Genomic DNA, 25,375 nt, shown 5'->3' on the forward strand with positions numbered 1-25,375 from the left:
ACTAACGCAAAAACCGCCATGAACCTCGTGCTGCAAGGCTTGGGCGATTGCAAGGCTCGGCTGGAGCGCATCAGCGCCCTCACCGCGCCCACCAGCCTGACCTGGCTGAGCGACCAGGCCTTGCGCTGCGAAGGCATCACCTTCTCGCCGGCGCTGCGCCAGACCATCGAGGTGGCGGCGCAGGCCGCGCAGCTGGACACCACCTACTCGATCGGCTTCCACAAGATGAGCGAGTTCAAGCTGGTGGCCATGGACATGGATTCGACGCTGATCACCATTGAATGCATCGACGAAATCGCCGACATGCAGGGCCTGAAGCAGGAAGTCTCGGAGATCACCGAGGCGGCGATGCGCGGCGAGCTGGATTTCGCCGCCAGCCTGACGCGCCGCGTGGCGCTGCTCGAAGGCCTGGACGCCTCGGCGCTGGAGCGCGTGTACGACGAACGCCTGCAGCTGTCACCAGGCGCCGAGAGCATGCTGAAGGCGGTGCAGAAGGCTGGCCTGAAAACGCTGCTGGTGTCGGGCGGCTTCACCTACTTCACCGAACGCCTGAAAGCGCGCCTGGGCCTGGACTACACCCACGCCAACCAGCTGGAAATCGTCGACGGCAAACTGACCGGCAAGGTGATCGGCGGCATCGTCGACGCCGAAGAGAAGAAGCGCACGGTGGAACGCGTGTGCAAGGAGCTGGGCATCTCGCCATCGCAAGCCATCGTCATGGGCGACGGCGCCAATGATCTGAAGATGATGAGCATTTCGGGCATGTCGGTGGCGTTCCGCGCCAAGCCGGTGGTGCGCGAGCAGGCCAATGTGGCGCTCAACTTCGTCGGTCTCGACGGCATCCTGCCGCTGCTGACTTAATGACTTAATGCCGGCGCTTGGCCGCCTTGATCGCGTACATGTGCGCGTCGCCGGCGGCCAGCAACGCCGCCACATCGCGCGGATCGGTCGGCAGGAACTCTTCCACGCCGTATGAAAAATCCAGCGCATAACCACGGTCGGCGCGCACGTTGTAGTCGTGCAGCTGGCCGCAGAACTTCCTGATCACCGTTTCCGCCTCGGCCTTGGTAGCGCCGGTTAGCAGCACCACGAACTCATCGCCGCCCAGCCGCGCGCACAGATCGGTGCTGCGGAAACTGCCGCGCATCACGTCCGCAAACGCCGCCAGCGCACGGTCGCCTTCCGCATGGCCGTACTGGTCGTTGATCGGCTTGAAGCGGTCCAGATCGATGAACGCCAGCGCCGCCGGCTGGTGGTGCCGCACGCAGAAATTCAGGCCGTAGCGCGCCAGTTGCAGGAAGCCGCGCCGGTTGGACAAACGCGTCAGTTCATCGGTGGTGGAGGTGTGGAAGGCGGACAGCTCGTCTTCCACCATCGAGGCCAGGTCGCGCAGCGCCAGCGCATCTTCCTCGCTGAAGTCGCGCGGCTGGCTGTCGAGGATGCACAGGGTGCCCATCTTCAGGCCGTCGTTGGCGCGCAGCGGGCAACCGGCGTAGAAGCGGATGTTCGGTGCCCCGGTCACCAGCGGATTGTCTGCAAAGCGTTGGTCGGTGCGGGCGTCGCGGATCAGGAAAATGTCGTCGCCCAGGATGGCGTGGCCGCAAAAGGAGATATTGCGCGGCGTCTCGGTGGCGTCCAGCCCATCGCGCGACTTGAACCACTGGCGGTCCTCGTCGACGATGCTGACCAGGGCGGTCTGCACGCCGAACAGTCGCCGCGCCATGCGCGTGAGCCGGTCGAAACGCTCCTCGGGCGGCGTATCGAGCACATTGAGCGACTTGAGGGCTGCAAGCCGGATGGATTCGTTATGGGGAATGCCGGGCTGTTCCAAGTGATCTCCTATGCTTGCGACGGCGTGGATGACCCTATCATACTACCGTGGCCCGGCAGTAGCAAAATGAAAAGTGCGCGGCTATTCTCGGCGCGCCACCAACTGCACGCCGCTGACCACGCCGTTGTCGTACTGCTGGAATGTGATGCGCAGGCCGCCGTTTGCCGACTGCCACACGGCGCCCCCGGCCGGCTGCAGCGCCACTTCCGGCCCGGCGTCGATCTGCGCGTACAGCGTGCGCTGGTGGTAGCTGACGTACAGCACGCGGCCGTCGGCCAGCGTGTAACTTCCCTTCATTGCCGGCAGATCGTCGCTGTCGGCCGCGGTGGCGGCGCCCGCCACGCAACAGCCCAGTAGCCAGGCCAGAATAAACTTCCGCATGATATGTCCCCGTTTCAGTGGTATCGCCATCTCTCACAATGGATGGCAATTCACCAACTGTAGACAGAAACATCATGCATCGCACGCGCCATCCGACCAATCGCGGGCAGGTGGGCACGAATGCGCGTTTCGCGGGGGCGAATGGCGCTTATTTCACTTTCAGGTGAGCCAGCAGGCCGTCGGCGGCGTCTTCCAGGTAATCCAGCACGACGTCGAAGCCGCGGCCGCCGCCGTAATACGGATCGGGCACCGCATCGGCGCCGCTGCGGGTGGCGTGCGACATCATCAGGCCCAGCTTGTGGCGGTGCTGCGGCGGACACGCGGCCTGCAGCAGCTTGAGGTTGTCGTGGTCCATCGCCAGCAGGTAGTCGAAATCTTCGAAGTCCTGCGCCGCGACCTTGCGCGAACGCTGCGCCGACAGGTCATAGCCGCGCTTCAGCGCGTACTCCATCGAACGCGCATCAGGCGCCTCGCCGACGTGGTAGCCGTGCGTGCCGGCCGAGTCGATGACGAAACGGTGCGCCAGCCCCGCCGCTGCCACGCGCTGGCGGAACACGCCCTCCGCTGTCGGCGAACGGCAGATATTGCCCATGCAGACAAACAGCACCGATACCGGTTTAGCCATGCCAGCCCCTCAAGCGATGTACAGCAGCACGCCGTCGCCGCGTTCCGCCGCGCCGCGGTAGAAGGTCGCCATGTGCAGGTAATTTTCGATGACGTAGTCCAGGTCGGTGTCATCGTTACGGTCCCACATGCTTGGATAGATGTCGGCTTCGGTCAGTTGTTCGGGCACATAGCGGGCGCGCAGTTGGGCCGCATCGATGCCGGCCAGCGTCCCCGCCAGCGCCTGAACCTCGGCCGGCTGGAGCACGCGCGCCGGGCCGTAGTCCAGCTCCTCGCCGATCGGCTCGCCGCCGAAGATCGCCGGTGCGGGATCGGTTTCCTCCGGCATGGCGGAACCGTTGAGCAGGAAGTGAATCGCATGCCAGGCCTTGTCGGCGTCGATCCGGCCTTCCGGTTCCTGGTCCAGGTCGTCCGGAAAGAGGAAGGCTATCAGCTCATCCGGCTCTTCCGTGAAGAGCGCGATCTGTTCGCCGGTCACCGGCACAAAATATGCACACATACCCATCTCAGCCAGCTCCTTATATAATCGCCACTATTGCATTTTATGCGAAAAAGGGAGAGGTATGAATCTCAGCTGCGGCTGCCGCTTGAGCAATGTGCACGACGCCGTGCAGGACGCGACGATTCCGCTGGCCGTGCTGTACCCGGCGCATGGCGAGGAACACGCCGAGCATTTCGGCCCCTATTCGCTGGACGTGGCGAAGGACGCCGCACCGGCCGACGGCGTCTATCCGCTGGTGGTCATCTCGCACGGCCACTCCGGCACGCCGTGGGCGTATCGCCAGCTGGCCAAGCACCTGGCGCTGGCCGGCTTCGTGGTCGCCCTGCCCGCCCACACCGGCAACACGCGCACCGACAACTCGCTGGCCGGCACCGCCGCCAACCTGGCCAACCGTCCGCGCCATATCACACTGAGCATCGACGCGGTGCTCGCCGACGCCGTGCTGGCGCCGCACGTGGCGCGCCATGGCGTCGCCGTCATCGGCCATTCGATCGGCGGCTACACCGCGCTGGCGGCGGCCGGCGGCATCGCCTGGAGCGGGCCGTATGAACGCAAGAGCGAACACGCCGGACCGGAGCCGGTGCCGGTGACGCCCGATCCGCGCATTCGCGCGCTGGTACTGTTGAATCCCGCGACGTTCTGGTTCATCGCCGGCTCGCTGCGGCCGGTCAACCTGCCGATCCTGATGCGCACCGGCGAAAAGGATGAGATCACGCCGATCGAGCACGCCCACAAGATCATCGAAGGCGTCGGCGATCCGTCGCTGATCGAGCACAAGGACATCCCCGGCGCCGGCCACTTCGCCTTCATGAGCAAGTTCCCGCCCGAGATGACGCGGCCCAACTTCAAGCCCTCGCAAGATCCGGAAGGCTTCGACCGCGAAACCATCCAGCCCGAGTTCTTCGCCGACGTCACCGCCTTCCTCAAACGGACGCTTTGATCGCGTCTTTGGCTGTTATGTTCACTCTCGTACGGAGGTCGGAAAACGGTGTGGCTATACTCTGACTAATCGCTGCTCATAAAGGAACCGTCATGTCCCAAGAATTGATATTAGACAATCGCCTGGAGTCGGCCAAGACCACGGCGTGGTGGCTGTACGTTATCCACGGGGTCAGCTTTGTGTTCTCGCTGGGTGCGTTTTCGATTATTCCGCTGATCCTCAACTACCTGCAACGGCCAGGAACCGAGGGCACTTTCGTCCACAGCCATCACACGTGGATGATCCGTTCGTTCTGGTGGTACGTGGTGTGGATCGTGGTTGGCGCGGTGTTCTTCATGACCTTCATCGGCATTCCGGTAGCGTGGCTGATCTGGGTCTGCGCCTGGCTGTGGAAGGCGTACCGCCTGATCGTCGGCATCACGCGCATCAACCGCAACGAGGCGGCGCCGGTTTAATCGCCCAACAGCCGCAAGGCTGCGCGCAGGCCGGCGACAATCACTTCGTAGGCCTGCCGCCGGCTGTCCTCATCGCGCGCACGCAGCACAAACGATGGGTGATAGACCGCCACCACCCAGCGGCCTTGGTGCTGGAACGGCGCATCCATCACCGCGCCCATGGTCGTGCCGCTGTCCTGCAGCACCGACTTCAGCGCCGTGGCGCCCAGCGCTACCACCACCTCCGGCCTGACCTTCGCCAGTTCCTGCTCCAGCCAGACGTGGCAAGCCGATACCTCGCGCTGCGCCGGCGTCTTGTGCAGGCGGCGCTTGCCGCGCAGCTCCCACTTGAAGTGCTTGACGGCGTTGGTCAGATACACCGCCCCGCGCTCCACGCCAGCTTCCGCCAGCGCCCGGTCCAGCACCGCGCCGGCCGGGCCGACAAACGGCAACCCCTGCAAATCCTCCTGATCACCCGGCTGCTCGCCGACCAGCATGATGCGCGCCTTCGTCGGCCCGATGCCGGGCACGGCCTGCGTGGCATCGCGCCACAACTCGCAGCGGCGGCACTGGTCCAGCGAATCGGGCTGCGCGCGCTGCGGCTGCGCGCGTTCCGGCGTGATGTCGATGGTGGTCGCACCACGGCGCTGGCCAACCGTCATGGTCTGGCCGGTGCGGCGTTCGCCATTGGCGGCGGCGCTGACCATGGCCGGCACGATGGCGCCTTCCGGCAGATTTTTCCAGAATCGCGAAGGAATATGGCTGCGCAGCAGATCCGCATTCAGCCGCGCCGGATTGAAGATGCTGCGGTAATAGGTGAGCCACAGCGCCTCGCCGGCGTCGTCGATATCGGCCGCGCTGCGCATCAGCGCCGGCGCGTCGTGCAGACGTTCGCCGTCCCACAGCACGGCGGCGGCAGGCGTGGCGATCATCCAGGTGGCGCCGCCCATGCGCCGGGCGAAATGCCGCGCCACCTGCGGCAGCACCTCGTGCGTCGGCTCGAACCAGGCGACGAAGCGCGGCGCCCCATCCTCTTCCTTGCGTTCGCGAAAACGTACATAAGCATGCATGTCATGCTCCTCGCGGTGGACGGCCTTGACCATGGCATACAGGCGCGCGCCGTCCGGGTCCGCCGCCGACATCACATCGCGCTCGCCCAGATGCCAGCGCCAGACCACCTTGTACAGAAAGGCCCAGCGGTCCACAGCGCTGAAGCAGGCCGCGCTGGCCAGCATCTCCATCAGCTCGCGCGGCAGGCGCAGCGCCGGTCCGGCCGATGCGACAGCCGGCAGTTCGGCCGGCGCTGCGCCGCCAGCCGCCGAGAACAGATCGCCATCGGTCTCATTCGACGCCCATTCCACGGATTCCGGCGAAACGTGGCGCGCGATCAGCTCCCGCGCCGCCGCCCGCCACGCATCGAACGATTGCACCACCTGCCGCATCATGCCGCCTGCAACTCCGGCCACAAATTCATCTGCTGCGGCGCATCGGCCATCGCGCGGCGCAGATGTTCGGACGGACTGGCGTCGCGCGCCGGAAAATAATCCGCGGTGATGATGAACGGCGAAATCTTCTTCATGCTGCAACGCAGGCGCGACAAATCGGCATACCGCACCTGCCGCAAGCGCCGCAGCTCGACGATGCGCTGCGCATTGCGCAAGCCGATGCCCGGCACGCGCGCGATCATGTGCGGTTCGGCGCGATTCAGGTCCAGCGGAAAATGCTCGCGATGCTCCAGCGCCCACGCCAGCTTGGGATCGATATCCAGCGCCAGGTTGCCGCCGCTGGCCGGCAGCAGTTCATTCGCCTGGAAGCCGTAGCTGCGCAGCAGGAAGTCGGCCTGGTACAAACGGTGTTCGCGCAGCATCGGCGGCGGCGCCAGCGGCACGCTCTTGGGACTTTGCGGGATCGGACTGAAGGCCGAGTAGTACACGCGCTTGAGCTTATAGCTGCCGTACAGCGTCTCCGCCGTCGACAGGATCTGCTGGTCGTCGCTGGCGTCGGCGCCGACGATCATCTGCGTGCTCTGCCCGGCCGGCGCGAAGCGCGGCGACTTCGGTTCTTCCGCCTTTTCATCCAGCTTGCGGCGGATGGAACCCATCGCCAGCTTGATCGTGTGGACGCTCTTCTCCGGCGCCAGCTTCTGCACGCTGTCCTGCGTCGGCAGTTCGATGTTCACGCTCAGGCGGTCCGCATACCTGCCCGCCGCCGCGATCAGCGCGGGATCGGCATCCGGTATCGTCTTCAGGTGAATGTAGCCGCGGAACTGATGCACCTCGCGCAGCTCGCGCGCCACCTGCACCAGCTGCTCCATCGTGTAGTCGGCCGACTGGATGATGCCGGAACTGAGGAACAGGCCGTCGATGTAATTGCGGAGATAGAAATCGGTGGTCAGCTTGACCACTTCGGCCACTGAAAAGCGCGCACGCGGCACATTCGAGGTGCGCCGGTTCACGCAATACTGGCAATCGTACAGACAGTAATTGGTCAGCAGGACCTTGAGCAGCGAGACGCAGCGCCCGTCCGGCGTGTAGCTGTGGCAGATGCCCATGCCGGTGGTGGCGCCGAAACCGTCCTTGCCGATGGAGTTGCGCTTCGGCGCGCCGCTGCTGGCGCAGGATGCGTCATATTTCGCCGCATCCGCCAGGATCTCCAGCTTGTCATTTAACTCCATCACGCGCCCCGATATACTGTGTTTTCATACAGTATATCAGAATTTGTTCAGGACAGAATGCCTTTCAGTGCGTCGACCAGCTTGGCACACTCCTCGTCCGTGCCGATGGTAATGCGCAGGAATTGGTCGATGCGCGCCGCCTTGAAGTGGCGGACCAGGATGGCGCGCTCGCGCAGCGCCGCCGCCAGCTGTGCGCCATCATGCCGCGGATGGCGGGTGAAGATGAAGTTGGCCTGCGACGGCAGCACCTCGAAGCCCAGCGCCTGCATCTGCGCCGTCAGCCACGCGCGGCTGGCGATGATGGCTTGCGAGGTCTGCGCCATGTAGGCCACATCGTCCAGCGCCGCCACCGCGCCGGCCTGCTGCACCTGGCCCAGCGGATAGCAATTGAAGCTGTTCTTGACGCGCTCCAGGCCCGCGATCAGGTCCGGGTGGCCCAGCGCAAAGCCGACGCGCAGGCCGGCCAGCGAGCGCGATTTGGACAGCGTCTGGATCACCAGCAGATTGTCGTAGCGGCCCAGCAGCGCGGCGGCGCTTTGTGCGCCGAAGTCCACATAGGCTTCGTCAATCACCACCACCTGATCCGGATGCGCCGCCAGCAGCGCCTCGATCTGCGCCAGCGGCAAGGCGATGCCGGTCGGCGCGTTCGGATTGGCGAGGATGATGGCGCCGCATGGCTGCGCATAATCCGCGACGTCGATCTCGAAGCGTTCGTTCAGCGGCACATGGACCGCCTCGATGCCATACAGGCTGCAATAGGTCGGATAGAAGCTGTAGCTGATGTCCGGCGTCAGCAGCGGCAGATCGTGCCGCAGCAGCGCGTGAAAGGTATGCGCCAGCACCTCGTCCGAGCTGTTGCCGACGAAGACCTGCTCGCGCGCCAGGCCGAAACGACGCGCCACCGCGTCCTTCAACACCGCGTTGGACGGATCGGAATACTTGCGCAAGCCGTCGCCGGCCGCTTCCTGCATCGCCGCGATGGCCTTCGGCGACGGGCCGTAGGGATTTTCGTTGGTATTCAGCTTGACCAGGCCGGGCATCTGCACCTGCTCGCCCGGCGTGTAGGGCGTCAGGCCGTGTACCACCTTGCTCCAGAACTTACTCATTCATTTCCCCCAATGCGCGCTCGATGTCGCCGATCAGATCCTGTACGTCCTCCAGACCGACGTTGAAGCGCACCAGCGTGCCCTTGTCCGGCCAGTTCTGACGCATGTGCTGGATGCGGTATGGCATGACCAGGCTGTTGGCGCCGCCCCAGCTATAGCCGATCTTGAACAGTTTGAGCGAGTCGACAAAACGGTCGGTCTGCGCTTCGGTATAGCGCTCGTCGAAGATCACCGAGAACAGGCCGCCGGCGCCGCTGAAGTCGCGCTTCCAGACTTCGTGGCCGGGACATTCCGGGAACGCCGGATGCAGCACGCGCGTGATTTCAGGCCGCGATTGCAGCCACGCCGCCAGCTTGCGCGCCGCCGCATCGTGCGCGTCGAAGCGCAGACGCATGGTCGGCAGGCCGCGCGACACCAGGTAGGCGTCGTCCGCGCCCACGCCCATGCCGAGCCGCATATGCGCCTGGCTGACGCGGTCGTGCAGTGCGCGGTCGCGCGTGATCACGGCGCCCATCAGCACATCCGAACCGCCGGACTGGTACTTGGTCAGCGCCTGCATGATGATGTCCACGCCCAGGTCGAAGCCGCGCAGCGCCAGGCCGGCGGCCCAGGTATTGTCCAGCGCCACCAGCACGCCGCGCTCGTGCGCCGCCTTGCAGATGGCCGGCAGGTCCGGCACTTCCATCGACACAGATCCTGGCGCCTCGGTCCAGATCAGCTTTGTATTCGGCTGGATCAGCGCCGCGATGCCTTCGCCGATCAGCGGATCGTAATAGCGTGCGGTGATGCCGAAATCGGCCGACAGCCAGCGTCCCAGCTCGCGGTTCGGGTTGTAGACGTTATCCGGCAACAGCACATCGTCGCCCGCCTTCAGGATCGCGAAATCCACCATGGCGATGGCGGCCAGGCCGCTCGGCGCCAGCAGGCAGTAGTTGCCGCCCTCGATCTCGGCCAGCCGCGCCTCCAGCGTGAAGGTGGTCGGCGTGCCGTGCAGGCCGTAGGTGTAGGCGTTCTTCTCTTTCCAGTCTCCCGAGCGCATGGCCGCCACGTTCTTGAACAGCACCGTGGAGGCATGATGGATACCGACCGGGAAAGCCTCGAAGCCTTCCGGCGCCTTGTAGTCCGTGTGGATCAGCGCCGTCTGCGGAGATTTTTTCATCGTCATGATCAGCGCATATTGCCGGTGTGGCCCAGCGAGTAGCGGCCCGGTTGCGGCCACACGGTCAGGCCGTGCGGCTCCTGGCCGACCTTGACCTGCTTGACGTCGCCGTTGGCGGTGTCGATGCGGTACACCACATCGTCAAAGCGGCCGGACAGCCACAGGTACTTGCCGTCGGCGCTGACGTTGCCCATGTCCGGGCTGCCGCCGCCAGGAATCGGCCATTGCGACACCACTTTTTCGGTGGCGAAGTCGATCACCGTCACGCGGCCCTTGCCTTTGCGCTTGCCGTGGATGTTGTGCGTGCCGCGGTTGGCCACATACAGCTTGGTGCCATCGCGGCTTGGATACAGGCCGTGCGCGCCGACGCCGGTCGGAATGAAGCCGACCTTGGTGAAGGTGGCCGCATCGACGATGTGGACGCCGTCGGCATCCATGTCGGCGATGTAGTAACGCTTGCCATCTGGCGAAACGCGGATATCCTGCGGCATGCCCTTCTTCTTGCTGCACACTTCATTCGCCAGCAACTGGTCGATCGGATCCTTCTCCGAGAAGCGCGTGGTCGGCATCGACAGCTTCAGATAGCCATCCACCTTGCGCGCGGCCAGGTCGATGCGCGCCACGGCGCCGTCGAATTCGCAGGTGAACATGGCGTAACGGCCGTCCGGCGAGAAGTCGGCGTGGTTGATGCCGCCGCATTGCGGCACGTCGATGGCGTACTGCATGGCCATGGTCTTCGGATCGCGGAAGTCCAGGCGGTGCAAGGCTTCGGCCACCACGATGGCGGATTTGCCGTCCGGCGAGAAGTACATATTGTAGGGATCATCCACCGCCACCTGCGCGCCCGGCTTGCCGGTGCGCGGATCGATCGGCGTCAGGCTGCCCTTGTTGGTGCGTTCGGCGTTATTCGCCACCCACAGCGTTTGCAGGTCGTAGGCCGGCACCACGTGCTGCGGGCCGACGCCGACCTTGAACTTGTCGACCACCTTCATGCTTTCCGGGTCGATCACGTAGACGTCGTTGGAACGCAGATTCGGCACATACACGCGCGGCAGATGGTCGCGCAGCGAAGGATTCATGTTCGCAGGGCCGATGCCCGCATAAACATTGACCGGCGCGGCGGCGGCAGCTGCCGAAGCGGCAGGCGGCACGGCCTGCGCGGCCTCGGTATTGGTAACAGCCAGCAAACCGCCGGCACCGATCAAACCAGCGGCGGCCAGCGCCGCAAAAATGAGTCGATTAGTTTTCATTTGGATGCTTTACTAGAAGTGGACGGCGCGCCATGCGCCGCAAAATCGGAAATGGCCGCCACCGAGGCGTCGACGATGCGCTGCACGCCAAGCTTGCCCAATTCGGCGGTAGCGCGGCGCGCGTCGCCGCGCACGCCCTGCGCCACGGTCGGCGAAGGACCATGCGCCAGCGCCTCGGTGCGCACCAGGGATTTGTCGGTCGCCAGCATCAGCGCGGCGTCGGCCAGGCCGGCGTGCAGGCCGATTTCGGCCTTGCTGTAGCCGCGCTTTTCAAGGTCGGCGATAAACGGCTCCTGCGTGACGTCGTAATAGGCCAGCAGGGCCAGCGCGGCGGCGCCGCCGTTCTTGGCCCAGGCCTTGTTCAGCTTCTGCGCCACGCGCGTTTCGCTTTTTTGATAGCCGCCATGGTCGCCGATGAAGACGATGTGGCGGAAACCGTGCTGGCGCAGGCTTTGCGCCGTCGCGAACAGCAGGTCTTCAAAAGTGGATTCGGGTATCGACAGGGTGCCGGCAAACTTCATGTGGCCGGCCGGCGGCGTGATACTGCCTTCCGGGACGTAAGCGACCACCGGCGCAACCACGGCGTTGCCGAGCTTTTGCGCGATCATCCGCGCCAGCACGGCGGCGCGCACATTGTGCTTGCCGAGCGCGATATAGGGGCCGCTTTGTTCGGTGCCGCCGATCGGAATGATGGCGGTGGTGGCGCCGGCGTCGATGCGGGTACGCAGCTCGGTGCTGGTCATCTCTTCCAGCATGACAGGTGTGTCGGCAGCCATCACAGGCCGCGCCAGCAGGCCGACCAGCAGGCAGGCGGCAAGCGCCGCCGGGAGTTTCAAGTCACGCATAAGGCTCACTAACAAAAAAAGGCGGACCGCGATAACGCCGGTCCGCCTTTATTATAGTGGATGTGCCACGAAAAACGCCTTAAAGCGCCTCACCCCACAAATCGTGCGCGTCGGACGTGGTGATTTTCACATCGACGAACTGGCCTACCACCAGTTTCTTGTGCGGTTCATACGGCGGCTTGACGTAGACCACGCCGTCGATTTCCGGCGCGTCGGCAGCCGAGCGGCCCACGCCGCCGGTGCGGTTGACTTCATCGATCAGCACGCGCACGGTCTTGCCGACCTTGGCTTTCAGGCGCGCTTTCGAGATCTCTTCCTGCAGCAGCATGACGCGGCCGCGGCGCTCTTCGCGCACTTCTTCCGGCACCGGATTGGCCAGTTCGTTGGCAGTGGCGCCTTCGACCGGCGAGTAGGCAAAGCAGCCCAGGCGGTCGATCTGCGCTTCCTTCAGGAAGTCCAGCAGGTATTCGAATTCCGCTTCGGTCTCGCCAGGGAAGCCGGCAATGAAGGTCGAACGGATGGTCAGGTCCGGATTCATCTTGCGCCAGGCCAGGATGCGGTCCAGGTTTTTCTCGCCGCTGGCCGGACGCTTCATGCGCTTCAGTACATCCGGATGCGCGTGCTGCATCGGGATGTCCAGGTACGGCAGCACGTGCTCGCCCATCAGCGGAATCACCTGGTCGACGTGCGGATACGGGTAGACGTAGTGCATGCGCACCCAGGCGCCGTAGGACTTGGCCAGTTCGCCCAGCGCTTCCATCAGCTGCGTCATGTGGGTCTTGATCGGACGGCCGTTCCAGAAGCCGGTGCGGAACTTGACGTCCACGCCGTAGGCCGAGGTGTCCTGCGAAATCACCAGCAGTTCCTTGACGCCCGACTTGAACAGGTTCTCCGCTTCCAGCAGCAGTTCGCCGATAGGACGCGACACCAGGTCGCCGCGCATCGACGGGATGATGCAGAACGAGCAGCGGTGGTTGCAGCCTTCCGAGATTTTCAGGTAGGCGTAGTGCTTCGGCGTCAGCTTGATGCCTTGCGGCGGAATCAGGTCGATGAACGGCTCATGCGGTTTCGGCAGGTGCAGGTGGACCGAGTCCATCACCTCGCCCAGCGCGTGCGGGCCGGTCACGGCCAGCACTTTCGGGTGGATCTTGGTGATCAGGTCCGAACCGTCGGTGTCCTTCTTGGCGCCGAGGCAGCCGGTCACAATCACTTTGCCGTTTTCGGCCAGCGCTTCGCCGATGGCGTCCAGCGATTCCTGCACGGCGGCGTCGATGAAGCCGCAGGTGTTGACGATCACCAGATCCGCGCCGTCGTAGGACTTGGCGGTCTCGTAACCTTCAGCGCGCAGCTGGGTCAGGATCTGTTCGGAGTCGACCAGCGCTTTAGGGCAGCCGAGCGAGACGAAGCCGACTTTCGGTGCTGGCGCGCCGGCGGCTGGCTTGGGAAGACGGGAGAGTGGTTGCGATTGCATATGGTTGCTTAAAGCTTCACAATAATTACGAGCAATCGACGATTATACCATGTTACGATAGTGGCTTAACGCCCATCGCTAGAGGAGATTGTGTGGCAACACTGAAAGACGTCGCATTGCTTGCCGGTGTGGGCATGTCGACAGCATCGCGCGCCATTTCAGGCGCCGGCCCCGTGTCGGCCGAGGCGATGAAAAAAGTACAAGCCGCCATCGAACAACTCAACTTCCGCCCTTCCTCCATCGGCCGCTCGCTGTCGGCGCAGTCGCTGGGCATGATCGGCATTTTCGCCCCCTCCTTCTTCGGCGCCTACTACGGCACCATCCTCAAGCAAACCGACATCGAACTGCGCGCCATGCGCCGCCACGTGGTGGTGGCCACCGGCTGCGGCGACGGCACGCCGCGCGAGGAAGCCATCGAGGCGGTCAAATTCCTGATCGGCCGCGATTGCGACGGCATCGTGGTGCTGGGTCATGACCTGCTGGATGAGGACATGCGGATGCTGCACAAGATGCATCCGAAGATGGCCTTCCTTAATCGTCGCAGCCCGGAGCTGGAATCGTCGTCGTTCTGCCCCGATCATTATCATGGTGGCGAGCTGGCGGCGCGTACCTTGCTCGATGCCGGACATCGGCAGCTGGCGGTGATTTCCGGCCCGGCCGGGACGTCGGACAATGAGGAGCGCTTGCACGGCTTCTTCGATGAGCTGGCGCGGCAAGGCATCGCCCGCGATGAGGTGCGCTCGATCGCATCGGACTTCTCGCGCGAAGGCGGCTTTGGGGCGACGCAGCAGTTGATCAATGAAGGCGGCAAGTTCACCGGCCTGTTTTGTGCGAATGACGAGATGGCCGTGGGTGCGATATCGTGCTTCCACCGCGCTGGCATACGCGTGCCGGATGATGTGTCCATCGTTGGGTATGACGATGACTATTCGGCCGAGTTTTCGTCGCCGGGGCTGACGTCGGTGCATATTCCGATGCAGCAGCTGACGCAGAATGCGGTGCGGTGGCTGCTCAATCTTTGCTATGGCACGCAGCATGAGATTTCGCGGGAGTTTCCTGTCACGGTGACGGTGCGCGGCTCAGTAGCTGTTCGCGCGAACCCCGCAGGGCCACGCGGGGTCTGACCCCGTACGGGGTCAGACCCCTGCCTATGCGCACCGGTGTGGGGTGCAAGCATAAAAAAAAGGATGGCGGGGGAGTCGCCATCCTTAAAGACTACTACCCCTACTACTACATCAGAACTTCATCGAGACGCGCGCGCCGAAGGTGCGTGGGTTGTTGTAGTACGCCGCCCAGATCTGCTGCGTCGGCTGGCATGGCGCACCAACCTGCGTGCAGACTTCAATGGCGTCATACTTCACTTCCTTGTCGGTCGCATTGTTGACGAACAGCTCGGCCGTGTATGCCTTGTTGCGTGGTTCGAAGCGCAGGCTCAGGTCCAGCGTGGTGTACGAATCCTGCATCTTCACACCTGGATGGCCCGGCACGTCGTTGGCAAACGCACCCGAACCGACAAACGACTTGGTCTCGTAGTGCGCCGAGATGCGCGGCGTGATACGGCCCTTGCTGACGTCGAAGTCGCGCTCATACATCAGGGTGGAGGCAAACGTCGGCGCGTGTTTCAGCACGGTGCCGCCGACGTTGACGGTCGGCGCGGTGGTGCCGCACACCTGGCCATTGGCGCGCGCAGCATCCACGTCGCAGGACAGGAAGTCGTCATAGCGCGCCTTCAGCCACGTCGCATTGCCGCTGAAGCGGTCGACGCTGGTCGGACGCCACATCCATTCCGCTTCCACGCCCTTGACCGAGGCGCCGGCCGCGTTGAAGTTCTGCAGCGTGTTGTTGACCACCTGCGATTCCAGCTTGTCCTTGTACTTCATCCAGAACGCGTCGATGTTCAGCGACAGCTGCTTGTTCAGCAGGTCCGACTTGAAGCCGAGTTCATAGCTGGTCAGTTTTTCAGGCTTGGTGGTGGCTCCTCCGTCGCCGATGGCCGGCGAGTGGAAGCCGGTGGTTACCGAAGCGAAGGTCAGGATGTCCGGCGACACCTTGTACTCCACGCGGCCCAGCCAGGTCGCCTGGCCATATGCCAGGTCGGCGGTGTTGTCGCCGTAGGTATTGCCGCAAGTCGATTGGTTGACCACGCCGCCCGGCCCGATGTTGTGGGTGTTGATGGTGCCCACGCCCGGCGTGACCAGCTGCGCGATCTGGTTAGGCGTCAGCGTGGCGCCGCGCGGCGCGTTGTCCGGCCAGTTCGGGCAGGCCCAGTTCTGGCCGCCGATGTCGAACTTGTGGTCCTTGGTGTAGCGCGCGCCGGCGGTCAGCTTCCAGACCGGATCGAGGTCGTAGCTGGCCTGCGCAAAGGCGGCCTTGGAATGCAGCTCACGGTCGCCCTGGATGAAGGACATGGCCGATGCATACTGGCCCACGGTCGGCTGCACGAAGATCACGCTGCCGTTGGCGATGTCCTGCGCCAGCATGGCTTCCGAAATCTGGCTGCGGTCGATGTCGAAGCGCACCTTGTTCTTTTCGCGGAAGAAGAACAGTCCGCCCACCCACTGCAGCGGCGACTCATATTCCGAACGCACCTGCACCTCGTTGGAGACGCTGTCGAACTGCGACCATTCGGTGCGGTTCTCGGCCTTGAAGCCCGGGTAGAAGCCGGCGTCCGCATCGCTGGCGTTGGTCCGTTTCAGGCGACTCCACGCGCCCAGGTACTGGGTAGCGATGCCGTCGACCGGACGCCATTCGACCTTGGTCTTGGCGGTGATGATCGACTGGTCCAGATTACCCGGCGTATCGATCAGCGCGGAGCGCAGGTTCTGGCCCGGCTTCGGCTCGGCCGACAGGTAGATGTTGCCGGCGCCTGTGTCGCTGTAGTAATCGGCGATGAAGGTGGCCTTCAGGTCCGGCGTAAACTTCCACAGCAGCGAGGCGCGCGCGCCGGTCTGGTTGCCTGCGCCGTATTTCTGCGCGCCCGGCATGACGTTGGAGCCCTTCAGGAAGTCGACGTAGCCGTCATGCTGGTCCTTGATGGCGGCGATGCGCAGCGCGATGTCTTCGCTGAGCGGGATGTTGATCATGGCCTGCGTCTGCACGTGGTGGTAGTCGCCGATGGTGACGCTGGCCGAGCCGAACACCTTGCTGGTGCTTGGGGCGCCAGACACCAGGTTGACTGCGCCGGCGGTGGAGTTACGGCCGTTCAGCGTACCTTGCGGACCGCGCGCCACCTCGACGTGGTTCAGGTCATACATCAGCGCCGTGGCGCCCTGCGGACGCGGCACGTAGATGCCGTCCACGTAGAACGCCACCGCCGGGTCGCCCAGCTCCGTGTGGTTGGCCGAGCCGACACCGCGCATGTACACGTGCACGCCGCCCGAGTCGCTATGCGGCTCCACCACCAGGCTGGGCACCATCGCCGTCATGGTCGCCAGATCCTTGACCTGGTTGTTGGCCAGCGTGTCCTGCGTGTAGGCGGTGATCGCCAGCGGCGTGTCCTGCACCAGCGTGTCGCGGCGCGTGGCCGTGACGATGATCTTCTCCATATTGTCGTTGGACGCCGCCGGGGCATCGCTTGCCTGCTGGGCGTAGGCCACGCCGCCGGTCAATGCTATCTGTGCGATGCTCAAAGCTAAAATCGTTTTTTTCATTTGATGTCTCCTCGCTTCTTCCATGTGGAACCGGTTCCACCACAAGACGCACGGGTGCGTCGGGCCATACCATGGCAGACCCGGTGATTTAGCAACTACGATTCTTTAGAGCCGCTGTTCGCTGGCTCCGTCAAACAGGGAAATACGATCACTACGAATCGAGAAGCTGATGCCCTTCTCGGTTTCAATCTGCTGCTGGTCCTGCACGATGCCCGCGACCTGCGTGCCGTGGAAGTCCAGCCACACTACGCGGTGCGCTCCCATGGCCTCGACCAGCGAGACCGATGCGCGCACTGCCTGACCGACGCCGTCACTGTGCCCGACGCCGATGTCCTCCGGCCGCACACCGAGCACGCAATCGTGCTTGCCGGTGAGCGGCTGCTTGAATGGATAGCCGGTCACGTCGACCGACAGGTGTTCGTTGCTGAAGATGGTTTTCCCGCCCTGCTGCTCCAGCGCGCCCTTGAACAGGTTCATGCCCGGAGAACCGAGGAAGGTGGCGACGAACAGGTTGGCCGGCGTGTTGTAGATGACGTCCGGCGTGTCGAACTGCTGCACCACGCCGCCCTTCATCACCGCCATGCGCTGCGCCAGCGTCATCGCCTCGACCTGGTCGTGGGTGACGTAGATCATGGTGGCGCCCAGCTGCTTGTGCAGCTGTTTCAGTTCGCGGCGCAGCTCCGTGCGCAGCTTGGCGTCCAGGTTGGACAGCGGCTCGTCGAACAGCATCACGTCCGCTTCGCGCACGATGGCGCGGCCGATCGCCACGCGCTGGCGCTGGCCGCCCGACAGATTGGCCGGCTTGCGCTTCAACAGCGGGCCCAGTTGCAGCATGTCCGACGCGCGGTTGACGCGGCGGGCGATTTCCGCTTTCGGCGTGCCGTTGATGCGCAGGCCGAAGGACATATTCGCTTCCACGTTCATGGTCGGATACAGCGCATAGGACTGGAACACCAGCGCGATGCCGCGGTCTTTCGGATCGGCCCAGGTCATGTCCTTGCCGCCGATTTCGATCTGGCCGGAGCTGGTGTCGATCAGGCCCGCGATACTGTGCAGCAGCGTCGACTTGCCGCAGCCCGATGGGCCGAGCAGCACCACGAACTCCCCTGCTTTCACATCCAGGTTGAGCGACTCGATGACCTTGTTGCCGCCAAGCTGAATCTGCAAATTACGAATAGCTACATTAGACATTGTATTTACCCTTTAACCGCGCCAGAAGCGATACCGCGCACGAACCAGCGGCCAGAAATAAAGTAGAGCGCCAGCGGCACGACCGAAGTCAGAATGGTCGCCGCCATGTTCACGTTGTACAGGCGCTCGCCGGTGGTGGTGTTGATGATGTTGTTCAGCTGGACCGTCATCGGCAGGTGTTCGGAACCGGCAAACACCAGGCCAAGCAGGAAGTCGTTCCAGATGCCCGTCACCTGCATGATGACGGCGACCACGATCACCGGCGTCGACATCGGCAGCATCAGCTGCAGGAAGATGCGCCAGAAACCGCCGCCGTCGATGCGCGCCGCCTTGAACAGCTCCACCGGCAGCGCCGCGTAGTAGTTACGGAACAGCAGCGTCATCACCGGCATGCCGAAGATGGTGTGGATGATGATGATGCCCGGCAGAGAGCTGAACAGATTCACCGACGCCAGCACACGCACCAGCGGATAGATCATCACCTGCACCGGAATGAAGGCGCCCATCATCAGGATGGCGAACAGCACGCCGGCGCCGCGCGGACGCCAGAACGACAGCGCATAGCCGTTCACCGCGCCGATGGCGATCGACAGGATGGTGCTCGGCACGACAATCGCCACCGAGTTCCAGAAGCCGCTGCGGATGCCGCCGCATTCCAGGCCGGTACAGGCCGTGGACCAGGCCTGCACCCATGGCTCCAGCGTCATGTGCTGCGGCAGCGCGAACAGCGTGCCGAGGCGGATCTCCTCCATCGGCTTGACCGACGTCACCAACATCACGTACAGCGGCAGCAGGAAGAACAGCGCCGCCACGATCAGGAAGCCGTACACGCCGAGGCGCGCCGGCGTCCATGCCGGGCTGCGGCGCGGACGCGGAGTCGGGATGCTGGCGTCATTCGCCGCGGTCAAAGGTTGCGGCGTGGTGGCCGGCAGGCCCGTGGTTTTATCGAGTTTCACAACTTGTCCCATCATGCCCCCAATGCAGCGCGGCGGTTGCGCACAAAGTACAGCGGCGCGACGATGGCCAGCACTGTCAGCAGCAGCACGTTCGAAGCAGCGGAAGCCAGGCCGATATTGGCGCGGCCGAACAGGTAATCCATGATGAACTTGGCCGGCACTTCGCTGGCCGTGCCCGGACCGCCCTGGGTCATCGCGACCACGGCGTCGAACACCTTCACCACCATCACGAACAGCAGCACGAAGGCGGTCGATACCGACGATCCCAGCATCGGCAGCACGATGCTGCTGTAGACGCGCCAGCGCGGGATGCCGTCGATGCGCGCGGCCTTCCAGATTTCCTCATCCACGCCGCGCAGGCCGGACAGCATCAGCGCCATCACCAGGCCGGACGCCTGCCACACGGTGGCGATGACGATGGTGTAGATCGCCATGTCCTGATCGACGATCCAGTCGAACTTGGCGTCGGTCCATCCCAGCTTGTGCAGCACTTCCTGGATGCCCAGTTCCGGGTTCAGGATCCACTGCCAGATCAGGCCCGTGGCGACAAACGACATCGCATACGGATACAGGAACACGGTGCGCAGCGCGCCTTCCGCCATCACCTTCTGGTCGATGAACACCGCCAGCAGAAAGCCGATGACCAGGCAGGCGGCGATGAACAGCACGCCGTACACCGCCACGTTCTGCAGCGACAGCAGCCAGCGCTCATTGTTGAACAGGCGGATGTACTGCGAGGCGCCGACAAAGTCGCTGGCCGGGAAAGTGCGCGAGCTGCTGACCGATACGCGGGCCGTCCACAGCATGGTGCCGAGGTAGGCCAGCAGCACCGTCAGCGCCATCGGGAGGATGGCGACGTAGGCCGCGAATGAAACGTTCTGGCGTTTCTTGACCATGGCTATTCGCCTTTAATGGCGCGGGCGAACGCTTTTTGCGCATCATCCGGCGACTGGTTCTTGTTCCAGTAGCTGGTCAGCACATCCTGCAGCGCGCCGGTGGTGTCGGGACTGGCCAGCATCTCGGTATTCGGCAGCTGGCGCGATTTGTCCTTCATGATGGCCAGGCCCTGGCGCGCGCAGATATCCAATTGCGATTCATCGACGTCGCCGCGAATCGGGATCGCCCCCTTGCGCGAGGCGAAGGCCACCTGCGCGGCTGGAGACGTTACCACATTGGCCAAAAGTTTTTGCGCCTTGACGGCATTGGCGTCATTCGTTTTCGGGAACACGAAAGCGTCGCCGGCGACGATGTACGGCGACTTCGGACCGAAGCCCGGATAGCAGCCGAAGTCCTTGCCCGCTACCTGCTTGGCGGCGGCGAACTCGCCCTTGGCCCAGTCTCCCATGATCTGCACGCCGGCCTTGCCCTGCACGACCATGGCGGTGGCGTCGTTCCAGTTGCGACCCGGCGAGCCGGCGTCCACAAAGCCTTTCAGCTTCTTGAATTCGACCAGCACCTGCTTGAAGGCCGGCGACATCACGGCCTTCTGGTCGCGGTCGCGGTATACCTTCAGGTACAGGTCCGAGCCGCCCACCATGGCAAAGATGGCGTCGAAGGTGATCTTCTCCTGCCACACCTGGCCGCCGAAGGCCAGCGGCACCACGCCGGCGGCTTTCAGCTTGCCCAGCTGCGCCAGGAATTCTTCCCAGCTCTGCGGCTCGTTGGTGATGCCGGCTTTTTTATACGCGGCCTTCGAGTAGAAGAACCATGCGGGCATGTGGATGTCCACCGGCGCGGCGTAGAAGTGGCCGTTGATCTTGATCGCCTGCAGGATCGACGGCGGCATGATCTGGTCCCACTTGCCGGCGATGGCCACGTCGTCCACGTTGTTCAGCAAGCCTTGCTCGACGAAGTCGCGGAACTGCTTGGAAGTGTTGAACTGCGCGGCGGTCGGCGCATTGCCGCCGACGATGCGGTTGATGGTGGTGGCGCGCGACTGGTCGGCGCCGGCGATGGCCTGGTCGATCCACTGGCCGCCGGCCTTGTTGTACGCTTCCGCAAACTGCTTGACGGCGGCGGACTCGCCGCCCGATGTCCACCAGTGAATCACGGTTGCCTTCAACGGCGCTTGCGCCTGCGCGCCGCTGACTGCCAGAGCTAGCGCGATGGCGCTGCCCACTTGTGTGGCCTTAAACATTCTGTCTCCCATTGGGCGTCGAGCGCCCATTTTATTCGGATAGCTTACTGGTGTCTTACTGCGCGGCCCTCTGCGCTAAAAATTCCGTCACCAGTTTGGCGCTGCGTTTCAGCGTACGTTTTTGCGTAGCGTAATCGACATGAATGATACCGAAACGGCGCTCATAACCAAAGGCCCATTCGAAATTGTCCATCAGCGACCAGATAAAATAACCGCGCACGTCGACGCCGGCCTTGACCGCCGCATCCACCGCCGCCAGGTGGCGGTTCAGGAAGGAGATGCGCTGCTGGTCGTTCACTTCGCCGTCCACCACCGCATCGTCGGTGGCCATGCCGTTTTCCGTGATGTAGATCGGCGGCAGGTTCGGATAGTCGCGGTGGAAGCCGACCAGCAGGTGGCGCAGGCCCTCCGGATACACTTCCCAGCCCATCTGCGTGCGCTCCACGCCTTCCAGGTCGACTTCGGTGTAGCCATGCTTGCCGTCGCTGACCACGTTGGTGCGGAAGTAGTAATTGATGCCCAAGAAGTCCAGCGGCGTGCCGATGATGTCCATGTCGCCGGCCAGGATGGTCGGCTCGGCGCCAGGCCACAGCTCCCACAGCGCCGATGGATAGGACTTCTTCAGCAGCGGATCGAGGATCCAGTTATTGTGCTGCAGCTCGAACAGCCAGGCGGCGCGCTGGCCGGCGCTGTTGCTGTCGGTGCTGGTGCCGCGGCCGACGTTGGCGACGATGCCCACCTGCGCCTGCGGATCGTTGGCGCGCAGGTGCCGCACCGCCAGGCCGTGGCCCAGCAGCAGATGGTGCATGGCCTGCGTGGCGAACACCACATCCTGCTTGCCCGGCGCGTGGTGGCCGGTGCCGTAGCCGTGCATGGCCGAGCACCATGGCTCGTTCAGCGTGGCCCAGGCGTCGACCAGGCCGGCCAGCTTCTTGCTGATCATGTCGGCGTATTCGGCGAAGCGGTAGGCTGTGTCGCGGTTGACCCAGCCGCCCTTGTCTTCCAGGTGCTGCGGCAGATCCCAGTGGTACAGCGTGACGTAGGTCTTCAAGCCCTTGGCGCGCAGCGCCGTCAGCAGCTTGCGGTAGAAGGCGATGCCCTGCTCGTTCGGCTGGCCGTCGATGGTCATCACGCGCGGCCAGGAGATCGACAGGCGGTAGGCGCCGACCTTCAGGCTGGCCAGCAGCTCCACATCCTCCGGCCAGCGGTGGTAGTGGTCGCAGGCGAATTCGCCGGTGTCGCCGGCCAGGGTCTTGCCCGGCGTGGCCGAGAAGGTGTCCCAGATCGACGGCAGGCGACCATCCTCATGGATCGCGCCTTCGATCTGATAGGCTGCGGTGGCCGCGCCGATCAGGAAATCCTTGTTCCACAGGACCGAGTCGGCCGGCGGGGTAAACTTCTCATCATTTGCAACTGACACCACAAAAACTCCTTCGCTGAAACATTGAGTGGAAGCGCTTCCACAAGATGTTGTCAATAGTAATACTGAAGAAATTGAGGTGTCAACGGAATTATCGGAATTTTGTAATCAAGTTACAAAAACGGCACAGCCACCGTGGTGTGCTGTGCCGCTGGGCCACTACCGAGCTGCGTAGCGAAATTACTTTTTGTCGGTCGGCGGAACCGGGACAAAGGGGAAGGTGCCGAACAGGTTCTTGCTCTGGTTCTGCATCTGCTCCTGCATCTGCACGAACAGGCTCTTGCTCTGGTCGATGTAGTTGTTCATCATGCCCTGCATCATCGGGCCCTGGACATTCATGAACTGGGTCCACATTTCCGGGCTGAACGGCTGGCCGCCCACGGCGGTGCCGGTGGTGAACTTGCGCTGGATGTCGGTGAAGGCCTGGACGTTCTTTTCCAGGTAGGAGCCCATCATGCCCTGCATGGCGTGGCCGTAGAAGCGGATGATCTGGGCCAGCACATCGCTGGAGAACATCGGCGCGCCGCTGGCCTCCTCTTCCAGGATGATTTGCAGCAGGATGCTGCGGCTCAGGTCTTCATTGGTCTTGGCATCGACAACGGTGAACTCTTCGTTATCCAGCACCAGCTGCTTCACGTCGGTCAACGTGATGTAGGAACTGGTCTGCGTGTCGTACAGACGACGATTCGGATATTTCTTGATCAAGCGGTCAGCATTTTTTTTCGCACTACTCATCACAGGTCCGTTTTATTGCGCCGCAGCGCATGTCTCTCAATATCGGATAGAAAGCGGACTATTGGTCCCCTTCCCGCGTGCCTACTTTTACTTATTATAGAGGCGAACAGATAATTCTTGCACAATCTGATATAAGTTTTGGATTTTATTGCAACGCAGCTAAGTTTTGGCCTCAATCCGCTTTCACTTTGACGTAGCGGCCGGGCGCGGCTTCGATCGGCTGGTACTTGGCGTTGCCGGGCTTGGCTTTCGGCTTTACTTTTTTACCCCCGTTGTCGCTCAGGAACTTGGCCCATTCGGGCCACCAGCTGCCGGCGACTTCGGTGGCGCCTTTAAACCAATTTTCGGCGATCTTGGCCTTGCCGCTGTCGTTGGTCCAGTAGTTGCGCTTGTTCTTGGCCGGCGAATTGATCACGCCGGCGATGTGGCCGGAGGCGCCCAGCACGAAGCGCGTCTTGCCGGACAGGATGTTGAGCGAATCGAAGGCCGACGGCCACGGCACGATGTGGTCCTCGCGCGAGCCGTAGACAAACGCCGGCGCGTCAATGCTGCGCAGGTCGACCTTCTCGCCCGCCACCACCAGTTCGCCGGTCTTGAGCTTGTTTTCCAGGTAGGTGTTGCGCAGATACCAGCAGAACATCGGCCCCGGCAGATTGGTGCTGTCCGAGTTCCAGTACAGCAGGTCGAAGGCGGCCGGCTCGTTGCCCTTCAGGTAGTTGGACTGCACGTAATTCCACACCAGGTCGTTGGGACGCAGGCTGGAGAAGGTGCTGGCCAGGTCGCGGCCCGGCATCAGGCCGCCGTCCTTGAGCTGCTGTTCGCGCATCGACACCTGGGTTTCATCGACAAACACATCCAGCACGCCGGTATCGCTGAAATCGAGGAAGGTGGTCAGCAGCGTCAGGCTGTTGGCGGCCTGCTCGCCGCGCGCCGCCAGCACCGCCAGCGCGGTGGAGACGATGGTGCCGCCGACGCAGAAGCCGAACATGTTCAGCTTTTGCACGCCGCTGATGTCCTGCACCACGCGGATCGCTTCGATCACGCCCTTTTCCACGTAATCGTCCCAGGTGGTGCGGGCCAGCGACTTGTCCGGATTGGCCCACGACACCAGGAACACGGTGTTGCCCTGCTCCACCGCGTAACGCACCAGCGAATTTTCCGGCTGCAGATCGAGGATGTAGAACTTGTTGATGCACGGCGGCACCATCAGCAGCGGCGTCTGGCTGACGGTCGCGGTTTTCGGCGTGTACTGGATCAGCTGGAACAGCGGATTTTCGTACACCACCGTGCCTTCGGTAATCGCCAGGTTGCGGCCGACCTCGAACGCCGATTCGTCCGACAGCGAGATGTGGCCCTTGCCCATATCGCCCAGCATATTGGCCAGCCCGCGCGTCAGGCTCTCGCCCTTGGTTTCGATCAGCTTCTGCTGCGCTTCCGGATTGGTGGCGAGGAAATTGGCGGGCGACATGGCGTCAATAATCTGCTGCACGCCAAAGCGGATCTTCTGCTTCTGCTGCGGCGTGGCTTCCACCGTTTCCACCATGGCGTTGAGGAATTTCGCGTTCAGCAGGTAGGCGGCAGCGTTGAAGGCCGTCATCGGATTGCCCTGCCAGGCGGCCGAGCTGAAGCGGCGGTCGCTCACCGACGGCGTTTTACCGGTCAACAAATCCTGCCACAGCTCGCCGAAATCCTTCAAGTAGGCGTTCTTCAGCTCCTCCATCGCCTCCGGCTTGATGTGGGCGCCGACATCCTGCATCATGGCGGCCATCGGATTGGACTGCATCCAGGCGTTGAAAGCTTGTGGATCGGGCAAATTCATGTGCGGTTCCCTAAAGTGAGTTAAACACAATGCTGATTGTTGCTATTGCTTGGATTTACGTCGTCGGCCTCATGGCGCTGACGGAAACTTCCGTCGTTGCGGGAATTGTAACGTTTTTGTTCTATTGCGTGCTGCCGCTGGGAACCTTGATATACATCGCCGGCACCGGCAAACGCAAGGCGCGCCGCCGCGCCGCAGAGCAGGCGGCGCGGGACGCCGCCCAGAAAGACCCGGCCATCCCGCGCTAAGT

The 25,375-nt window shown here is 63.3% G+C and carries 24 protein-coding genes; 5 read left to right on the forward strand and 19 right to left on the reverse strand.

From position 1 onward, the window contains the following. Positions 1 to 18 precede the first annotated feature (18 nt). Positions 19 to 861, forward strand: a complete 843-nt coding sequence (gene serB, locus GJ698_RS06840; protein ID WP_154357047.1) for a phosphoserine phosphatase SerB — start codon at positions 19 to 21, stop codon at positions 859 to 861. A gap of 4 nt (positions 862 to 865) precedes the next feature. Here the strand turns inward: serB and GJ698_RS06845 are convergent, their stop codons facing one another. The 4 genes from GJ698_RS06845 to GJ698_RS06860 all read right to left on the reverse strand — a co-directional run bounded on the left by GJ698_RS06845 (position 866) and on the right by GJ698_RS06860 (position 3,335). Continuing rightward, entirely contained in the window at positions 866 to 1,831 is a 966-nt protein-coding gene (locus GJ698_RS06845; RefSeq protein WP_154356866.1) for a sensor domain-containing diguanylate cyclase, read from the reverse strand. An 81-nt stretch (positions 1,832 to 1,912) separates the two neighbouring features. Continuing rightward, positions 1,913 to 2,212, reverse strand: a complete 300-nt coding sequence (locus GJ698_RS06850; RefSeq protein ID WP_154356867.1) for a hypothetical protein — start codon at positions 2,210 to 2,212, stop codon at positions 1,913 to 1,915. A 148-nt stretch (positions 2,213 to 2,360) separates the two neighbouring features. Beyond that, positions 2,361 to 2,837 (reverse strand): low molecular weight protein-tyrosine-phosphatase, encoded by a 477-nt coding sequence (locus GJ698_RS06855; protein ID WP_154356868.1) that lies wholly within the window; start codon positions 2,835 to 2,837, stop codon positions 2,361 to 2,363. Positions 2,838 to 2,846: 9 nt separating this feature from the next. Next, complete coding sequence (locus GJ698_RS06860) at positions 2,847 to 3,335, reverse strand: YfbM family protein (RefSeq protein ID WP_166454818.1); 489 nt, start codon at positions 3,333 to 3,335, stop codon at positions 2,847 to 2,849. Between the two features lie 64 nt (positions 3,336 to 3,399). Here GJ698_RS06860 and GJ698_RS06865 point away from each other — a divergent pair, with 64 nt between their 5' ends. Together GJ698_RS06865 and GJ698_RS06870 are read left to right on the forward strand one after the other, a co-directional pair. Next, positions 3,400 to 4,278 carry an alpha/beta hydrolase family protein gene (locus GJ698_RS06865; protein ID WP_154356870.1) on the forward strand — a complete coding sequence of 293 codons (879 nt, stop codon included), beginning with the start codon at positions 3,400 to 3,402 and terminating at the stop codon, positions 4,276 to 4,278. A gap of 92 nt (positions 4,279 to 4,370) precedes the next feature. Beyond that, positions 4,371 to 4,733, forward strand: coding sequence for a DUF4870 family protein (locus tag GJ698_RS06870; protein WP_154356871.1), 363 nt, complete (start codon positions 4,371 to 4,373; stop codon positions 4,731 to 4,733). Here the strand turns inward: GJ698_RS06870 and GJ698_RS06875 are convergent. The 7 genes from GJ698_RS06875 to rimO form a co-directional block, all read right to left on the reverse strand. After that, positions 4,730 to 6,157, reverse strand: coding sequence for a UdgX family uracil-DNA binding protein (locus GJ698_RS06875; RefSeq protein ID WP_154357048.1), 1,428 nt, complete (start codon positions 6,155 to 6,157; stop codon positions 4,730 to 4,732). The genes GJ698_RS06870 and GJ698_RS06875 overlap by 4 nt on opposite strands. Beyond that, positions 6,154 to 7,386: a putative DNA modification/repair radical SAM protein gene (locus GJ698_RS06880; protein ID WP_154356872.1), complete on the reverse strand. Its 1,233-nt coding sequence runs from the start codon at positions 7,384 to 7,386 to the stop codon at positions 6,154 to 6,156. Before GJ698_RS06880 ends, GJ698_RS06875 begins: the two co-directional genes overlap by 4 nt. Positions 7,387 to 7,433: 47 nt before the next feature. Continuing rightward, positions 7,434 to 8,492 carry a histidinol-phosphate transaminase gene (gene hisC / locus GJ698_RS06885; protein ID WP_154356873.1) on the reverse strand — a complete coding sequence of 353 codons (1,059 nt, stop codon included), beginning with the start codon at positions 8,490 to 8,492 and terminating at the stop codon, positions 7,434 to 7,436. Continuing rightward, positions 8,485 to 9,657 carry a cystathionine beta-lyase gene (locus tag GJ698_RS06890; RefSeq protein ID WP_154356874.1) on the reverse strand — a complete coding sequence of 391 codons (1,173 nt, stop codon included), beginning with the start codon at positions 9,655 to 9,657 and terminating at the stop codon, positions 8,485 to 8,487. The genes hisC and GJ698_RS06890 overlap by 8 nt, the downstream gene beginning before the upstream one ends. A 2-nt stretch (positions 9,658 to 9,659) precedes the next feature. Next, a complete protein-coding gene (locus GJ698_RS06895) occupies positions 9,660 to 10,901 on the reverse strand; it encodes a YncE family protein (RefSeq protein WP_154356875.1) in 1,242 nt (413 codons plus the stop codon). Continuing rightward, positions 10,898 to 11,746, reverse strand: a complete 849-nt coding sequence (locus GJ698_RS06900; protein WP_154356876.1) for a creatininase family protein — start codon at positions 11,744 to 11,746, stop codon at positions 10,898 to 10,900. Before GJ698_RS06900 ends, GJ698_RS06895 begins: the two co-directional genes overlap by 4 nt. Positions 11,747 to 11,825: 79 nt before the next feature. After that, positions 11,826 to 13,217 (reverse strand): 30S ribosomal protein S12 methylthiotransferase RimO, encoded by a 1,392-nt coding sequence (rimO, locus tag GJ698_RS06905; protein ID WP_154356877.1) that lies wholly within the window; start codon positions 13,215 to 13,217, stop codon positions 11,826 to 11,828. A gap of 92 nt (positions 13,218 to 13,309) precedes the next feature. Here rimO and GJ698_RS06910 point away from each other — a divergent pair, with 92 nt between their 5' ends. Further along, positions 13,310 to 14,341 (forward strand): LacI family DNA-binding transcriptional regulator, encoded by a 1,032-nt coding sequence (locus GJ698_RS06910; protein ID WP_371865164.1) that lies wholly within the window; start codon positions 13,310 to 13,312, stop codon positions 14,339 to 14,341. 111 nt (positions 14,342 to 14,452) lie between these two features. On the opposite strand, the gene GJ698_RS06915 is transcribed toward GJ698_RS06910, so the two are convergent. From GJ698_RS06915 to phaC, 8 genes are all read right to left on the reverse strand, one after another. Then, positions 14,453 to 16,867, reverse strand: coding sequence for a TonB-dependent receptor (locus GJ698_RS06915; RefSeq protein WP_166454819.1), 2,415 nt, complete (start codon positions 16,865 to 16,867; stop codon positions 14,453 to 14,455). Between the two features lie 105 nt (positions 16,868 to 16,972). After that, positions 16,973 to 18,058, reverse strand: a complete 1,086-nt coding sequence (locus tag GJ698_RS06920) for an ABC transporter ATP-binding protein (RefSeq protein ID WP_154356879.1) — start codon at positions 18,056 to 18,058, stop codon at positions 16,973 to 16,975. A 5-nt stretch (positions 18,059 to 18,063) separates the two neighbouring features. After that, on the reverse strand, positions 18,064 to 18,942 hold the full coding sequence (locus GJ698_RS06925; protein WP_371865185.1) for a carbohydrate ABC transporter permease: 879 nt from the start codon (positions 18,940 to 18,942) through the stop codon (positions 18,064 to 18,066). An 83-nt stretch (positions 18,943 to 19,025) separates the two neighbouring features. Further along, entirely contained in the window at positions 19,026 to 19,910 is an 885-nt protein-coding gene (locus tag GJ698_RS06930) for a carbohydrate ABC transporter permease (RefSeq protein WP_154356880.1), read from the reverse strand. A gap of 2 nt (positions 19,911 to 19,912) precedes the next feature. Further along, positions 19,913 to 21,151: an ABC transporter substrate-binding protein gene (locus tag GJ698_RS06935; protein WP_154356881.1), complete on the reverse strand. Its 1,239-nt coding sequence runs from the start codon at positions 21,149 to 21,151 to the stop codon at positions 19,913 to 19,915. 55 nt (positions 21,152 to 21,206) lie between these two features. Further along, on the reverse strand, positions 21,207 to 22,574 hold the full coding sequence (locus GJ698_RS06940) for a GH1 family beta-glucosidase (RefSeq protein WP_371865165.1): 1,368 nt from the start codon (positions 22,572 to 22,574) through the stop codon (positions 21,207 to 21,209). A 177-nt stretch (positions 22,575 to 22,751) separates the two neighbouring features. Then, entirely contained in the window at positions 22,752 to 23,306 is a 555-nt protein-coding gene (phaR, locus tag GJ698_RS06945; protein ID WP_154356883.1) for a polyhydroxyalkanoate synthesis repressor PhaR, read from the reverse strand. 172 nt (positions 23,307 to 23,478) lie between these two features. Beyond that, on the reverse strand, positions 23,479 to 25,125 hold the full coding sequence (gene phaC, locus GJ698_RS06950) for a class I poly(R)-hydroxyalkanoic acid synthase (protein ID WP_154356884.1): 1,647 nt from the start codon (positions 25,123 to 25,125) through the stop codon (positions 23,479 to 23,481). A 29-nt stretch (positions 25,126 to 25,154) separates the two neighbouring features. Between phaC and GJ698_RS06955 the strand changes: the two genes are divergently transcribed. Next, complete coding sequence (locus tag GJ698_RS06955) at positions 25,155 to 25,373, forward strand: hypothetical protein (protein WP_154356885.1); 219 nt, start codon at positions 25,155 to 25,157, stop codon at positions 25,371 to 25,373. Positions 25,374 to 25,375: the final 2 nt, after the last annotated feature.

This window comes from Duganella aquatilis (assembly GCF_009674565.1).
Lineage (GTDB): Bacteria > Pseudomonadota > Gammaproteobacteria > Burkholderiales > Burkholderiaceae_D > Rugamonas > Rugamonas aquatilis.